Source organism: Psychrobacter sp. PAMC 21119 (assembly GCF_000247495.1).
Lineage (GTDB): Bacteria > Pseudomonadota > Gammaproteobacteria > Pseudomonadales > Moraxellaceae > Psychrobacter > Psychrobacter glaciei.
On sequence record NZ_AHVZ01000006.1, the window covers coordinates 26,634 to 41,638 of the forward strand.

Sequence of the window (15,005 nt, forward strand, 5' to 3'; positions counted from 1 at the left end):
GCGTCATACGGTTATGAGCTTTATGCGTTGCTGGTGAGAATCTGTATATCGGAAGTAGCCATATAAGAGTCATAGAAAGCTGTCATAACAGATGCTTATAGATCACTTATAAATAGCATCTATCAAATATCTATTGGGGTCTACGCATAGGTTTTATAGGCAAAATAAGGTAAACTGTCGCGCGTCTTAAACGGTGTGTTTTAGAGTAGAGCGCTTTAGAGACACATTCGAGAAAAAGCGTTTTTGAGACGATGGCGATATCCATAAATTATGAGATATCAATAAGTTTGAATTGAACCAAAGCAAATAGAATACGAGGCAACACATGGCAATCAATGCGGTACTGCTGGCAGTCATCATCATGTTGGGGCTGTCACTTGCGCGAGTGCACGTGGTGCTCAGTTTATTAATTGGTGCGCTGGCTGGTGGATTAATAGCGGGTCTTGGTATTACTGATACGCTCAATGCGTTTCAAGAAGGTATCCGTAATGGTGCACAAATTGCACTGTCATATGCGTTACTTGGGGCGTTTGCGGTCGCAATTGCTCATTCGGGCTTGCCACAATCACTGGCAGGTGCTGTGATTAGGCGCATTGATGCAGGTGGCACCAGTGGCATGATTAAGTACATGCTGTTTGCAGGCTTGATTACCATGAGCTGCTTTAGCCAAAACTTAATCCCTATTCATATTGCCTTCATTCCGCTACTTGTACCGCCATTATTGCTCGCCTTTAATCGAATGCATATTGATAGACGTCTGATCGCTTGTCTATTGACCTTTGGTTTGGTCACCACCTATATGTTTATCCCATATGGCTTTGGTGATATCTACCTTAATCAAATCATGCTAAAAAACGTCGGTGAGGCGGGCATTGATATCGCTAATATCTCTGTGGTCAAGGCCATGGCGATTCCCGCACTGGGGATGCTAATTGGTTTGCTAGTCGCTGTATTTATCAGCTATCGTAAGCCGCGCGTATATCAGCAGATTGCGATAGATCAGCAAGCACATGATGCCGTAGTAGAAGGCGATACATTGAGTAAAACTGCGGCTGGCGCACAGTCGCAAAGCAAACTAAAAACGCTGGTTGCACTAGCTGCCATCGTGACTGCTTTTGTCGTACAGCTCTATACCGATTCGCTATTGCTTGGCTCAATGTTTGGCTTCGGTGTGTTTATGGCGACCGGCGTGGTGAAGTGGCGTGATGCTGACAGCGTCTTTAATGACGGTATCAAATTGATGGCGATGATTGGCTTTATTATGATTACTGCGCAGGGTTTTGCAGAAGTCATGAAAGCGACTGAGCAGATTCAGCCACTCGTTGATGGGGCTGCGTCACTGTTCGGTGGTAATAAAGCGATGGCTGCATTTATCATGCTATTGATTGGTCTCATTGTGACCATGGGTATCGGCTCGTCATTCTCGACGATTCCTATTTTGGCTGCGATTTATGTACCACTATGTATCTCGTTAGGATTTTCTCCATTGGCGACTGTGGCGATTATCGGTACGGCTGGCGCGTTGGGTGATGCGGGTTCGCCTGCGTCAGACTCGACTCTAGGGCCAACGTCTGGTCTAAACATTGATGGACAGCATGACCATATCAAAGACAGTGTGGTGCCAACCTTTATTCACTATAATATTCCGTTATTAATATTTGGTTGGATAGCGGCGATGGTACTGTAAACGTACAGAGTACAGCCTTTAAATAACAGCAGATAAAATAAAACAAGACTTAGAAATAAGTCTTTTTTTATTTTAATAAGAGATAAAAAAGGTAAGAATTATTGTGAAAATACAGGCGTTTCTTTATGAACTAAGCCATTTTTCATCTCTGTTATGGTTTTAAGTAGAAGGTAGCTGAAAAAAAGCTGAAAAACCGGATCGTAGATATGATCTAGCACTAAATTACCACGTATATAGTCTAGGGCTGATAAAATGAATAAAGCCATGAGTATCCCTGAGAAAACATAAGATACAAGGATAAGGATACGTGAGAATGGTTTGTCGTTGCGCTGTGTTGTCCGTTGTGTTTCTACATAGCTTATGAGTGCGAGAGTATAGGCTCCCGCTAGAGTAAAGCCAAAGCTTCTAAGTTCAGCAAGCTCAAAACCATTATAGTCATATATATAAGCAACAGGCACTAGTAGAAATGATATTACCCAAAGGTAAAAAATAACCTTGAACGAAGCTGGTGACATAAATTCTTTTTTCGTTTTGCTCTTCATGACGGACGATACCTATTTGGTAATAATAATTATTTTCAATAATTATAGTTTATAGATTATTTATAAACAATAGTTTGTTATAAAATAAGTATTTATCCGCGCAACATTAGACAAACTTTAAGGTGTATGAATAATTCTAAGATGGCTATTTACTCAATCTCAAGACTTATCGGTGTAATGCTTTTATCAATATCGAAGCTTGCTGTCTCTATATTTGAAGGCTTATTTTCAGTTGTATTAGATCTGAATTTTAGTTGTACATTTTTTTGTCCATCATAGCTAATGCCCTCTATAGTAATGTTAACACCTACAAGCTGAGAGTCAGTTTGATTAATAGCATAGGTCTTATTGTTCAACTCAAACAGTCCTAAATAAGTTGATGTGCTAGGTAAATCAAGTTTATTTATTCCAGACGAGTCTACAGCGCTGTTTAATATAGTGTAGGGCGCTACCAACCTAGTTATTTTGTCATCAGATGAATTTAATGCCGTCATATTTCTGTGATCTAGTAATACTGAATAGTCTGTATTACCTTCTAACGTGCCTTTAGCGTAAGCTCTATTATCACTCTCAACAAACTCACTTATTAGCACTTTAGTTTCCTGATCTGGAAGGGTGATATGAAACTGGTTAGTTGTTTCTAAGTTAAATAATTGCCTCATCATATCTGATTTTTGAGTATTACAGCCAATCAACGATGGTAGCAGAACTGCAAAAACAACAATCAGGTATAAGGGTTTGAGATACTTCATAATAACTCCATTATTTTTTTGACATTGAGTATGCCCTAAAACGTCTTAGTATTAGTAAAAGTGGATGTTAACATACCCAAAAATCACCTATAAACTTAAACTGAAAAGTAGTGTAGGATTGATACAATCACACTTCTATTCTAAATCTTGTAACCAGATGCGTGTGAGCTATATTGGCAGTCTTATACAATCTAAATATTAGTCTAAAAAGGAAGTGTAATCACTATGTACTTACTACAAAGCAAAACTAAAATTTTTAGCACACTCATTACTATTTTTTGTCTCACTTTACCATTACATGCTAATGCAGAAAATTCATTGGTTGATGCTGTTAAAAGTGCTGAAAATGAATTGGGTGCTCGAATCGGTCTAGCTGTGCATGATTTAGAGACTGAACAACGTTGGGAATACAGATCTGATGAACGCTTTCCTTTAAGTAGTACCTTTAAAACTCTTGCGTGTGCCAATGTGCTGCATAACGTTGATATAGGTCAAGAAAAAATCGATAGAGTCGTTAGGTTCTCTAAAAGCAATCTTGTTACCTATTCTCCTGTGACAGAAAAGCATGTCGGCAAAAAAGGCATGTCTCTTGGCGAGTTATGTCAGGCAACCCTATCGACCAGTGATAATTCAGCGGCTAACTTTATTTTGCAAGCCATCGGTGGACCTAAATCTCTCACTCAGTTTTTACGTGCTAGCGGGGATAATACAACACGACTTGACCGCTGGGAAACCGAACTGAATGAAGCAATACCGAAAGATAAAAGAGATACCACCACACCAATAGCAATGATAACGACACTTGAAAAATTCGTAGTTGGAGATACATTGTCTACAGAGTCTCGTCAACAGTTGCAATCTTGGCTCAAAGGTAATGAGGTGGGTGATGCGCTTTTTCGTAAAGGCGTTCCGAGTGATTGGATCGTAGCAGACAGGACAGGGGCTGGCGGTTATGGATCACGTGCGATTACGGCGGTCATGTGGCCTCCGGGTCGCAAACCTGTTATCGCTGCTTTATACATTACAGAGACTGATGCTTCGTTTGAAGATAGAGACGCTATGATTGCAAAAATCGGGACAGAAATAGCAAAAGCAGTGTTAGTAGAGCATCCTCTTAAATAATCTAGTAATAACAAAAGGCGAGTGTAGTTACTATCTATAATAGTTTCTATGCTCGCCTTTTTTCGTTTTTCTTTATTACTCAATCAATGTGATTTTTAAAAATCTTCATCAAAATCTCTTATCTCACTATTTAAGCCATTCAAAAACTCATCGCTTTGCGCTAGCAGCTCGTTTAAGCGTTTCTCGTTAATCACCGTCGATAACTCATCAGTGCTAAAAGCCTGTTCTTGACTATAGTAACGTAGCTCTCTAGCATCCTCATTGCCTAACGTTTTTAAATATTCATCCACATTATCAGCGCTAGAGTTAGCATCCATAGCTTGCTTATCATCTTTCATCAAAACCACCTTATGCCGCTTGGCGTAATTAAGCCATCTAATGGCACATCCCATGGTTGACGCTGTAATTGTTCAACCACTTGAAAGTCATAACACCAACCGATTTTTAACGGTTTTTTCGCCCCTGACCGATAGCTGTTACCAAGCGTAGTATCATAAAACCCGCCACCCATGCCCATACGATTGCCGTTTAAGTCTACCGCCACCAGCGGGCAGATAATGACATCCAATTCTCGTGCCCAAAGTAGACGACGATGATGGTTTTGCTTCATACCCAAGCTGTGAATGCGAGTGGGGACATTGATCAATTTTGAATGATAAATTGGTACAAAACGTAATCGTTTGTCATTAGTGCCATCGCTAGTACGACCGAGCGAGCCGACGACTGGTAAATAAGGTAAATAGCCTAAGCGTTGACACCAATCAAGTAGTGGCTGAGTAGGTAGCTCGCCAAAGCCATCGTAATATAAGCCAATGCGGGCATGCGTTGGCAATCGCTGCTGTAACTTCGTCAAATGCGCACTCGCTGCTTGTCCCATATTCCTGCGTGAAATTTCAGTTAATTGGCGACGCTGGCGAGTAAAGTGTCGTCTGGGCGGGTTGCTAACGGCTGATTCCTCTGACGCTGCGTTTTTTGGTTCAGGATGCATATCTATACTATCCGCTAGTTTGTGAGTTTGATGATGACAGCTGCTTTTAGACGTTAGCAATGGCTATTTGTCAATATTCAACACGCCTTAGTCATGCTATCATAACGCCACTTTACATCGTATTCTCCTTTATGTGCAGCAGCTGTTGCACTTTTTATCGTTCAGCCACACAACAACAAACCAGCAAAGAGGGTAGTTATGTCGACACAGAATCAGGCAACTCGTACCGAAAAAGACACTATGGGCAACGTAGAAGTCCCAGCTGACGCTTATTGGGGTGCGCAAACTCAGCGTAGCCGTGAGAACTTCAAAATCGGTGGCGAGACTTTGCCGCGTCCAATGATTGAAGCAATGGCACTGGTCAAAAAAGCCGCTGCAATTACCAACGCTAGCCTTGAGCGTATCGACGCTGATAAGCGCGATTTAATCGTGCAAGCTGCTGACGAAATCATCAATGGTGGTCTAACGGATCAGTTCCCATTGGTTGTATGGCAGACGGGTTCTGGTACGCAGTCAAACATGAACATGAACGAAGTATTGGCCAACCGTGCCAACGAAATCGCTGGTTCTGAGCGCGGCAGCTACACGCCAATTCACCCAAATGACCATGTAAACCATGCACAGTCTACCAACGACAGCTTCCCAACAGCGATTCGTGTGGCTGCTGCTCGTCAAATCAATAGCTTATTGATCCCAGCGGTAAAAGCACTACGCGACACATTAGCGGCTAAAGCCAAAGAATTCGATAGCATCGTAAAAATCGGTCGTACGCATTTACAAGACGCCACGCCTTTGACGTTGGGTCAAGAGTTCAGCGGCTATGTGAGCCAACTTGATCATTCATTGGTACGTATTGATAACGCGTTACAAGGTCTATATGAATTGCCACTAGGTGGTACTGCAGTTGGTACGGGTCTAAACGCTCATCCTGATTATGCAGTAACCGCTGCTGAGCAATTAGCGACTTTGACTGGCTTGCCATTTGTCACCTCACCGAATAAATTCGAAGCACTAGCCGCTCGTGATGCAGAAGTATTTGCGTCAGGTGCACTAAAAACGCTAGCAGCTAGCTTAAATAAAATCGCTAACGATGTACGTTGGTTGGCATCAGGTCCTCGTTGTGGTCTAGGCGAATTGACGATTCCTGAGAACGAGCCAGGCTCTTCTATCATGCCTGGTAAAGTAAACCCAACTCAGTCAGAAGCATTGACGATGGTTGTTGCTCAAGTCATGGGTAACGACGTGACGATCAGCATGGCTGGCGCATCAGGTAACTTTGAGCTAAACGTTTATAAGCCAGTTATCGCGTTTAACTTATTGCAGTCTATCAAACTATTGGGTGATGGCTGCAACAGCTTCAATGAAAACTGTGCCGTTGGTATCGAGCCAGTAAAAGACAAAATCGATGACTTTTTGCACAACTCATTGATGCTAGTGACTGCATTGAACCGTCATGTTGGTTATGAGAATGCTGCGAAAATCGCTAAGACGGCGTATAAAGAAAACAAAACCTTGAAGCAAGTGGCGGTTGAGTTAGAGCTATTAACTGAAGCTCAGTTTGATGAGTGGGTCATTCCTGCTGATATGGTAAATCCTAAGTAAGCAGTAGATCAAATAATGACCTGCTAAGCCGTCAGACTCGCTTAATGTACGAGCAGTACAATTTGCACTCGTCTTTCTTGTAGCAGCATATTTGTTTCACTGAGAAGTGAGAAATAAAAAGACCTTGTCACCTCTTATATGAGAATGTGGCAAGGTCTTTTTTTTTGGCTATGTTTAAGTAGGCGCTGCTCATGTAGCAATGCCAACGTATACATATCTAATTGGTGCGCAAAGCAACACTCTTTATGATTCAGATTTTATCGTTGATGTTTATCGATTATCGATATACAATATAGAAGTATATTGATTTTCTATAAACCAATAATATAAGAGTATTGAGATTTATATGATCGTTAATTTTAAATGTAGTGACACTCGAACTCTTTTTTCTACTGGAAAAACAAAGCGTTGGTCGGCCCTTAAAAATGTTGCAGAACGTAAGTTACTACTGTTAGATAATGCAACAACGCTCGAAGATTTAAAAGCACCACCTGGTAATCGCTTAGAAGCTTTGAGTGGCGACAGAGAAGGTCAACATAGTATTCGAATTAATGCGCAATGGCGACTATGTTTTGTTTGGACAGAGCAAAGTGCTACAGACGTAGAAATTATCGACTACCACTAATTTGACTGAACCATAAAAGATAGAGAGAACACTATGATTAAAAACGGTATGCGTCCTATCCATCCAGGTGAAGTATTGCAAGAAGACTTTCTTGAGCCGCTTGGTATGAGTGCCAATGCACTAGCAAATAAACTTGGCGTGACACCCGCACGTATTAGCGAAATTGTACGAGAAAAACGAGGTATTACGGCAGACACAGCACTGCGCCTAGCAAAATATTTTGGTGGTAGTGCTCAGTTTTGGCTAAATCTACAATCCACTTATGAGCTGCGTGTGGTTGAAACTGATAGCCTTCAGTTTTTAGACGATATTGAACCTATTGAATACGCTTAATATTCGTGTTGTGGCTACAAGAATTCAGCGAAAATCGCTAAAACTGCTTATAAAGAAAACAAAACCTTGAAGCAAGTTGCCGTTGAGTTAGAGCTTTTAACTGAAGCGCAGTTTGATGAGTGGGTTATTCCTGCTGATATGGTAAACCCTAAGTAAGCAGTAGACCAAATAATGACCTGCTACGGTGTCAGACTCGCCTAATGTACGATAAATACCATTTGCATTTGTCTTTCTGGTAGCAGCGTTATATTTGTGACACTAAGAATTTATCAATAAAAAAGACAATAACCTACCTCGGAGTAAACAATGATTACCCATGTACCTGATATGACTTTTAAAACTCGTGTTCGTGATGACTCTATTGGAGGAGATAACCCGTTCACATGGTATGATCTAACCACAGATGAGTTATTTGCCAATAAAAAAGTGGTTGTGTTTTCTCTACTAGGTGCCTTTACGCCAACTTGTTCGACCAGCCATCTCCCTCGTTATGAAGCGCTTTATAATGAGTTTAAGGCATTAGGCATAGATGAAATAGTTTGCATTTCTGTCAATGATGCATTCGTCATGTACCAATGGGGTCTAAAGCAAAAACGTGAAAACGTTTTCTTACTTCCTGATGGTAACGGTGAGTTCACTCGTAAAATGGGCATGCTTGTTGATAAGAGTAATGTTGGCTTTGGTATGCGCTCATGGCGTTATTCGATGGTTGTCGACAATAAAGAAGTTAAAAAAGTGTTTAAGGAAGCTGACTTTGGCGACAACTGTCCAATAGACCCATTTGAAGTATCAGATGCAGACACTATGTTAGCGTATTTAAAAAGTAATGCTTAGATTTCATTGAGAAGTTAGAAATAAAAAAGACCTTGTCACGTTATGTGGCAAGGTCTTTTTTTTGCTTTCTGATTTGGCTGTGTTCTTTATTCATCTAAACTATAGTCAATCCAAGATAAAAGAAGTACAACCCATATCATGAAATAGTTTAGGTAAATTATTCTCCATCCAACCTTGGCGTAGAAACTTAGCTTGCGCCCATTTCTTTTCAATAGGATTTAAGTCAGGACTATAGGGTGGTAGAAATAAAAGCCTGTGACCGTGCCTATTAAGTAGCCCTTTCACTCGTTTGTGAAAGCTAGCATTATCCATGACGATCACGCATTTAGTCTTAAGATTTGGAATAAGCGTGTATTTGCACCAGTCATAGAATACATCTCCATTGATGTTTTTCTCAAAGTAATCAAGTGCAAATAGCATTTTTTCATACAGAGCACCGATGACATTGGTACGTTTTTTAGCTTGCCAGTTGTAGCTATCAATACAAGGTTTACCTATCGGTGCATAGCCATAGGGACGAATAGTTTCAGCTTCAAAGCCACTCTCATCCATATAAACAATGGGATAGCCTTGTTGATTAAAATGATCAAGCTTATTCTGATATACCGCTCTCTTTATCAAGCATGCTTTTGGATGTACTAAGGTCTTTTTTTTGGCTAATATTTAATCTTTTTAAGGCATAGCCAATACCTGATTTACTACAGTTTAAACGACGAGCTCGCTCATACAGATAGTCATCTGGGTATTGATTAACGTCTTGTAGAAGGGCTTCATTAGGTATACTGCTTGGTGTTTTGACTCTAGTGGTTTGGATGCTCGGGTCTATAAGCCAGCGCTGTAGTGTACTCTTGCTGATATTATAAAAAGTACAGGCCTGACGGATGCTCATGTCTTTTTGCTCAATGTTTTTGATAACTTGTGCTCGAAAATCTGCTGAGTAGGTCATCTTTTATATTTCACTTTGCTTGGTTTAAAAGTATTGTACCTTTTCTATTTTGGACTGACTATAGTAGGATACCACTGCAGTTAGAGCTATATTACACCCCTGTTATATTTAATAAACTAGACAAGACAACAGTGAATATAATATATAAGTTACGACGACATATTTTTGAGCGAATATAAAATGATAGTAAATCTGCGTGACTATATAAAGCAATTCACCAAGTCTCAACAATTTGGTATCTATATTATATTTTTTTTAATTTATCTAGGTTTGTTTATGAAAATTTGGGGCTTTAATATGGTAACTGATAAGTTAGCCGAAGATCCAAGTAATTTCAAACAAGGATGTATGTATTATGAAAGTACATTTATTGATAAAAAAATAAATATGAAGATTTTGACTGTCTCTATAGATGGCTATAAAGGTAAAGATATTCATATTTTTGCGAGTAGCTTTCCTCGTAACAAAAACTGGAAAGGCAAAGATTACAAGGCTTTCGATAGTTTTTTAGAAACTGAAAAGAACAAGTGCCATCCTATAGAATATATAGAGATTCCTTTATTAATAGGACGTAAGATTTTTATCTATAATTATTTAGGTGATTTTGGCAACTCCATGAGTTCCTCAAATGTCACCAAAGACTGATACTATGACGATTGTTAAAAAATAGAGTGTTAAGCAATAGACCCTTGCATAAGTCATCGCTAGCCTTTAAAAGTATGTTGAGGGAAGTCAGTGAAATGGTGCTTTTGCAAGAGGTCTACTAGACAAGACGCCAGCGAATATAATGTACGAATTACAGCAACATATTTTTAAGCGAATATAAAATGATAGTAAATCTACGTGACTATATAAAGCAATACACCAAGCCTCAACAATTCGGAATTTATATCATATTTTTCTTAATTTATTTAGGTTTGTTTATGAAAATTTGGGGATTTAATATGATAGCTGATAAGTTAGCGGAAGATCCAAGTAACTTTAAACAAGGATGTATGTATTATGAAAGTACATTTATAGATAAGAAAATAAATATGAAGATTTTGACTGTATCTATAGATGGCTATAAAAGTAAACATATTTATATTTTTGCGAATAGCTTTCCTAGTAACAATAACTGGAAAGGGAAAACGTATAAGATGTTTATTGATTATGTAGAAGAACATCGACGAGACTGCCACCCTGTAGAATACATAGAATTCCCTTTATTGATAGGACGTAAGATTTTTATCTATAATTATTTAGGTGATTTTGGTAACACCATGAGTCCCTCCAATATCACCAAGGACTGATACTATGACGATTGTTAAAACTAGAATATTAAGCAATAAAACCTTGCATAAGTAATCGCTACCCTCTAAAAGTATATTGGGGGAAGTCAGTGAAACGGTGCTTTTGCAAGAGGTCTACTAGACAAGATGCCAGTGAATATAGTGTACGAATTACAGTAACATATTTTTAAGCGAATATAAAATGATAGTAAATCTACGTGACTATATAAAGCAATACACTAAGTCTCAACAATTCGGAATTTATATTATATTTTTCTTAATTTATTTAGGTTTGTTTATGGAAATTTGGGGGTATCGCTTGATAGCCGACAAGTTAGCGGAAGATCCAAGTAATTTCAAACAAGGATGTATGTATTATGAAAGTACATTTATTGATAAAAAAATAAATATGAAGATTTTGACATTATCTATAGATGGTTATAAGGATGAGAATATTTCAATTTTTGCGAGAAGTTTTCGTAGAAATCAAAATTGGGAAAGTGCGACATATAAGGGGTTTGTTGATTATATAGAAGCACATAGGAAAGACTGTCATCCCGTAAAATATATAGAATTTCCTTTACTGATAGGACGTAAGATTTTTATCTACAATTATTTAGGTGATTTTGGCAACACCATCCGCTCCTCTAATACCATCAAAGACTGATACTATGACGATTGTTAGAAATAGAGTATTAAAAAAAAGACCTTGCCACATTACGCGGTAAGGTCTTTTTCATTATCAAAAATCTAATCTTAATTAAAACTTATAAAGCAAACCAAGTGTTGTTGCGCCCTCGACACGTGAGTCGACCATTGGGCTGTCGTATTGCTCAGTCGGCAGATAACTTAGGCTTTGACTGGCGAATCCTGCCCAACGCTCATTGAAATCGTAGTTGGCACTAATATTGATATAAGGATTTAAGCTTGAATTAGATTTATAAGCAGCAACGCCCGTTTCTGCTGATTCTTTTTCACTGACGCCATAATAGTATTCATTATAGTCAGCATCATAATACTCAAAGCCAATGCTTGGATAGACCGTTAGCTTGTCTTTGGTGATTCTGGCAAGGTAGGTCAAGCGCGCCGTGTTACCACCACTACGATCTAACACGTCAGCGCCTATTTGAGCACGGAAGCCGCCGACAGGTGTACGGCGCTGATAGCTAAGCCCTGCTTCTGCTGACGACTTACGTTCATCAAGACCTTGAAGTGCACCATTGGCATCATCAGGATCAAACTCGCTGCCCGCAAGCTTGGCATAAGCAGACAGCTGATTCACACCATCATTGATTAGATATGCACCCGCTTGAGCACCGCGCACATAAAACTTATTATTGTCATAAAATGCACCCGGCAGCACCCGCACTTCGGTGCTGTCTTCTAGATCATAGGCTGACTTGACCGCCATGACGTTAACGCCAACGCTTAGCTCAGCATCTGGATCAGCCGGTAAGTTTTTATTAAAAAAGGCGGCATTTGACATACTGGCAACACTAAATAGGGCAGTAGCTATTAAGGTGTTGAGCAAGGTGCGCGTAGAGATAGTGGGTAGCACTGAAGATTTAAACATAATCAAGTCTCGTAAGTAGGTAAAAATAGCCGGATAACAATAGAGGAATAAGGAAAGCCAAAATCAGATGTCTGTTTTTGTGAGCCGTTTAATGATCATAGATAAGTGTCAGCATTTACTCAACAGCTTTTAGCACTTGCACTATCTGCTGATGAATATCTTGCCACCACCAGACAAAGCCAATGCTTATGAGCAACATCACCAGCCATGGCAATAGTTGCCAAATGAAGGCGGGTTTGACCGCTGTTTTTTGCTCGATTGTTTCTTGATCGATAATGTGGATACGATTAGCGTTCGTATTTATAGCTAAGTTTACACCAGTGTCGTCATCAAAATGAGCATTATTATCCAAATCAACGTTGCTTATCGTTGACTGATCGATATAGCTGGTTTGGTAATTGTTTTGAGTGGGAGTTTGAGTATTAGCTTGATAAGGGTTCTGGTTGATAGCGACTGTCTGCATGATGGCTGCCATACGCTGACGATGGACGATTCCGATTGCCAGTGCAATGATCAATCCAGTAACCGCACCGCCAATATGACCAGCATTGTCAATGCCCGGAACAGCAAAGCCATAGACGAGGTTGATGCCCATAATAAGTATCAAGCTCTTTAAATTGAGCACTAAGCCATTGACCGATATTTTAAATACAGCAGCTATTAGTAACGCCGCACCGATACCCATGATACCGCCAGAGGCACCAGCCGATATTCCTGGCTGTCCGGTTCCTTCCAAAATACCTTGCCACGTCACATAGCTGTTCAGTAAATTGCCACCGATGGCTGCCAATAAAAACAACGCCAAAAACTTAGCAGAGCCAAACATCGGCTCGGCAACTTGTCCAAAGAAATACATAGCAAAGCCGTTAAACAATAAATGCATGAGGCCAATATGCAAAAATGCACTACTCACCAATCGCCATGGATCGTCGCCCATGGTAAAAGGTAAGGCATTAGCACCCCATTTAAGCAATGCCTCAGTCGATGGATTATTGGCATCGACGCCTGTCAGCACCTGCATGATGAATAGTCCAATAAAGCTGACTAATAGCAGGGTAGTCACGGGTGCTGTTTTTAAAAGCTGTTGAATGGTCATAAAAGCTAGCTATCAATTCAAAAGGTGACGTAGAGTATAAAGGGTATGATCGGATCATGTCAGTCAACTGCATGTTATTAGCGATATCAAAAACCTCATATGACGTTTTATACGTAAGAGCATCGTATAGGCTTTCAATATTAATGTCTTGTGCCTTGTGCCTCATAAACATTTTAGTGTTGATGCTTCATGACGCAGTGTTACTTGATGACGGGATAGTAATTATCCTATGACAGATACTATGACGCCAGCAGCTGCTGTAAGTCCATGACTGAAAACGGATAATCCAGACGCTGCGTCTTTGTCAGTAGCACCGGAATGCTAGTGGCAAATTCCATCATTAGCGATTCATCGAAGTCGGCGATATCGACATACTGGTAGGTAAGTGGCTGTACTGCTTGAAACTGAGTCAGCAGCTGCGTCGCCACGTCACATAAGTGACAGCCGGTCGTTGCAAGTAACCACCATTGGTCAATATTTTCAGTGTTCCCAAGATCAGGGCGTGCTGCAATAACACGGTTCCGTAATGTTTTTATACTATTATCATTATGCATGTTTCTACTCTTATTGTATGCCTTCAAAATGCTTGTTCAGCGTTTTTAAGCCGACACATCAATGTGGCTTAGCGGTTATGACATGATAAAGAAGTGGGGTAAATAATGACAGCGATTGTGAGATTAGGTAAGATGAGCTGCTGTTTATGATTATCAATTTTATCTTATTACTTCTTTAACCACTCGGATATCGCGCATGGCAAGTTTTGGCACATTCATTAAACGACTGTTATTGGCAATTATGTTATTGGTCGTCGCATTCCATATTTTAATAGTTGGGCTACTATTAATCTGGAAAACACAGCCGATTAATAACAGTATGTTTATGTTGACGCATCGCTTAACTGGCGGCACGGTCACTCAGACGTGGGCTGAATACGATGCTATCGCCAAGTCAGCCAAGCAAGCAGCGATCGTGAGTGAAGACTCGACGTTTAGTCAGCACAGTGGCTTTGATTTTAAAGGGATCAAAGCGGCGCAAAAGAAAAACGAAGAGACAGGTAAGATGTCGGCTGGCGGCTCGACCATCACTCAGCAGTTGGCCAAAAATCTATTTTTGACGTCGCATCGCTCTTATGTTCGTAAAGGCGAAGAGGCCATCATCACCGTGATGATTGAAACACTGTGGGACAAGCAACGTATTATGACCGCTTATCTTAATGTCGCTGAGTTTGGCAATGGCATCTATGGTATTGACGCAGCAGCGCATCACTATTTTGACAAGTCTGCGGCCAATCTGAATCGAGACGAATCAGCACTCCTCATTGCGATGCTCACCAATCCAAAGTATTACGAAGACAATCAAGGCGACAGACGCTTACGTAACAAGCAGCGTATTATTAAAAAACGTATGAAGAATGCAGTATTGCCGCAAGCGTCTTAATCGACATGTGCTGGTAGTGGTTTGCTGAATGATAAATACAATTATAAATAGCACGATAAACGAATGACATGATCAATAGTCACGTGGCTGCAATGATAGGACGTCACTATTACTAAATTCATTATTATTAAATTCACTATTATGAATGCCACTATATACACTATAGATAGGTCAATATAAAAAGGATACAGCGAGGC

The 15,005-nt window shown here is 40.0% G+C and carries 19 protein-coding genes and 1 pseudogene; 11 read left to right on the forward strand and 9 right to left on the reverse strand.

Annotated features, from left to right (window positions below; translation table 11 throughout):
* Positions 1-325: 325 nt before the first annotated feature.
* Positions 326-1,687, forward strand: a complete 1,362-nt coding sequence (locus tag RH96_RS01225; RefSeq protein ID WP_010196288.1) for a Na+/H+ antiporter family protein — start codon at positions 326-328, stop codon at positions 1,685-1,687.
* 98 nt (positions 1,688-1,785) lie between these two features.
* Here RH96_RS01225 and RH96_RS01230 read toward each other — a convergent pair whose 3' ends face one another.
* Both RH96_RS01230 and RH96_RS01235 read right to left on the reverse strand, forming a co-directional pair.
* On the reverse strand, positions 1,786-2,229 hold the full coding sequence (locus RH96_RS01230) for a hypothetical protein (protein WP_010196291.1): 444 nt from the start codon (positions 2,227-2,229) through the stop codon (positions 1,786-1,788).
* A gap of 149 nt (positions 2,230-2,378) precedes the next feature.
* On the reverse strand, positions 2,379-2,981 hold the full coding sequence (locus tag RH96_RS01235; protein WP_010196294.1) for a hypothetical protein: 603 nt from the start codon (positions 2,979-2,981) through the stop codon (positions 2,379-2,381).
* A gap of 225 nt (positions 2,982-3,206) precedes the next feature.
* On the opposite strand from RH96_RS01235, the gene bla reads away from it, so the two are divergent.
* A complete protein-coding gene (gene bla, locus RH96_RS01240; protein WP_010196309.1) occupies positions 3,207-4,103 on the forward strand; it encodes a class A beta-lactamase in 897 nt (298 codons plus the stop codon).
* Between the two features lie 95 nt (positions 4,104-4,198).
* Here the strand turns inward: bla and RH96_RS01245 are convergent, their stop codons facing one another.
* Together RH96_RS01245 and RH96_RS01250 are read right to left on the reverse strand one after the other, a co-directional pair.
* A complete protein-coding gene (locus RH96_RS01245) occupies positions 4,199-4,441 on the reverse strand; it encodes a hypothetical protein (RefSeq protein WP_010196311.1) in 243 nt (80 codons plus the stop codon).
* Entirely contained in the window at positions 4,441-5,091 is a 651-nt protein-coding gene (locus RH96_RS01250) for a 5-formyltetrahydrofolate cyclo-ligase (protein WP_026037063.1), read from the reverse strand. The genes RH96_RS01245 and RH96_RS01250 overlap by 1 nt, the downstream gene beginning before the upstream one ends.
* 198 nt (positions 5,092-5,289) lie before the next feature.
* Between RH96_RS01250 and fumC the strand changes: the two genes are divergently transcribed.
* The 5 genes and pseudogenes from fumC to RH96_RS01270 all read left to right on the forward strand — a co-directional run bounded on the left by fumC (position 5,290) and on the right by RH96_RS01270 (position 8,485).
* Positions 5,290-6,693 (forward strand): class II fumarate hydratase, encoded by a 1,404-nt coding sequence (gene fumC, locus RH96_RS01255; RefSeq protein ID WP_010196317.1) that lies wholly within the window; start codon positions 5,290-5,292, stop codon positions 6,691-6,693.
* A gap of 346 nt (positions 6,694-7,039) precedes the next feature.
* Positions 7,040-7,318, forward strand: a complete 279-nt coding sequence (locus RH96_RS01260) for a type II toxin-antitoxin system RelE/ParE family toxin (RefSeq protein WP_010196318.1) — start codon at positions 7,040-7,042, stop codon at positions 7,316-7,318.
* 33 nt (positions 7,319-7,351) lie between these two features.
* Positions 7,352-7,651 (forward strand): HigA family addiction module antitoxin, encoded by a 300-nt coding sequence (locus RH96_RS01265; protein ID WP_010196319.1) that lies wholly within the window; start codon positions 7,352-7,354, stop codon positions 7,649-7,651.
* A gap of 12 nt (positions 7,652-7,663) precedes the next feature.
* Positions 7,664-7,807 (forward strand): annotated as a pseudogene (locus tag RH96_RS14695) (class II fumarate hydratase); the annotation flags it as partial.
* 150 nt (positions 7,808-7,957) lie between these two features.
* Complete coding sequence (locus RH96_RS01270; protein WP_010196321.1) at positions 7,958-8,485, forward strand: peroxiredoxin; 528 nt, start codon at positions 7,958-7,960, stop codon at positions 8,483-8,485.
* 105 nt (positions 8,486-8,590) lie between these two features.
* On the opposite strand, the gene RH96_RS15095 is transcribed toward RH96_RS01270, so the two are convergent.
* The gene (locus RH96_RS15095) at positions 8,591-9,037 is read right to left on the reverse strand and encodes an IS630 family transposase (protein ID WP_010196322.1); all 447 of its coding nucleotides are present in this window, start codon (positions 9,035-9,037) and stop codon (positions 8,591-8,593) included.
* A 40-nt stretch (positions 9,038-9,077) separates the two neighbouring features.
* On the reverse strand, positions 9,078-9,431 hold the full coding sequence (locus tag RH96_RS15100) for an IS630 transposase-related protein (protein WP_010196323.1): 354 nt from the start codon (positions 9,429-9,431) through the stop codon (positions 9,078-9,080).
* Between the two features lie 276 nt (positions 9,432-9,707).
* Between RH96_RS15100 and RH96_RS01285 the strand changes: the two genes are divergently transcribed.
* From RH96_RS01285 to RH96_RS01295, 3 genes are all read left to right on the forward strand, one after another.
* Positions 9,708-10,076: a hypothetical protein gene (locus RH96_RS01285; RefSeq protein WP_227500926.1), complete on the forward strand. Its 369-nt coding sequence runs from the start codon at positions 9,708-9,710 to the stop codon at positions 10,074-10,076.
* A gap of 278 nt (positions 10,077-10,354) precedes the next feature.
* Complete coding sequence (locus tag RH96_RS01290) at positions 10,355-10,723, forward strand: hypothetical protein (RefSeq protein ID WP_227500927.1); 369 nt, start codon at positions 10,355-10,357, stop codon at positions 10,721-10,723.
* A gap of 277 nt (positions 10,724-11,000) precedes the next feature.
* Positions 11,001-11,369 carry a hypothetical protein gene (locus RH96_RS01295; RefSeq protein WP_227500928.1) on the forward strand — a complete coding sequence of 123 codons (369 nt, stop codon included), beginning with the start codon at positions 11,001-11,003 and terminating at the stop codon, positions 11,367-11,369.
* A gap of 93 nt (positions 11,370-11,462) precedes the next feature.
* Here RH96_RS01295 and RH96_RS01300 read toward each other — a convergent pair whose 3' ends face one another.
* The 3 genes from RH96_RS01300 to RH96_RS01310 all read right to left on the reverse strand — a co-directional run bounded on the left by RH96_RS01300 (position 11,463) and on the right by RH96_RS01310 (position 13,925).
* On the reverse strand, positions 11,463-12,275 hold the full coding sequence (locus RH96_RS01300; RefSeq protein ID WP_010196329.1) for a MipA/OmpV family protein: 813 nt from the start codon (positions 12,273-12,275) through the stop codon (positions 11,463-11,465).
* A gap of 115 nt (positions 12,276-12,390) precedes the next feature.
* A complete protein-coding gene (locus RH96_RS01305) occupies positions 12,391-13,371 on the reverse strand; it encodes a rhomboid family intramembrane serine protease (protein WP_010196331.1) in 981 nt (326 codons plus the stop codon).
* A 239-nt stretch (positions 13,372-13,610) separates the two neighbouring features.
* Complete coding sequence (locus RH96_RS01310) at positions 13,611-13,925, reverse strand: glutaredoxin family protein (protein ID WP_010196332.1); 315 nt, start codon at positions 13,923-13,925, stop codon at positions 13,611-13,613.
* A 196-nt stretch (positions 13,926-14,121) separates the two neighbouring features.
* Between RH96_RS01310 and mtgA the strand changes: the two genes are divergently transcribed.
* Positions 14,122-14,808 carry a monofunctional biosynthetic peptidoglycan transglycosylase gene (mtgA, locus tag RH96_RS01315; RefSeq protein WP_010196335.1) on the forward strand — a complete coding sequence of 229 codons (687 nt, stop codon included), beginning with the start codon at positions 14,122-14,124 and terminating at the stop codon, positions 14,806-14,808.
* Positions 14,809-15,005 lie beyond the last annotated feature (197 nt).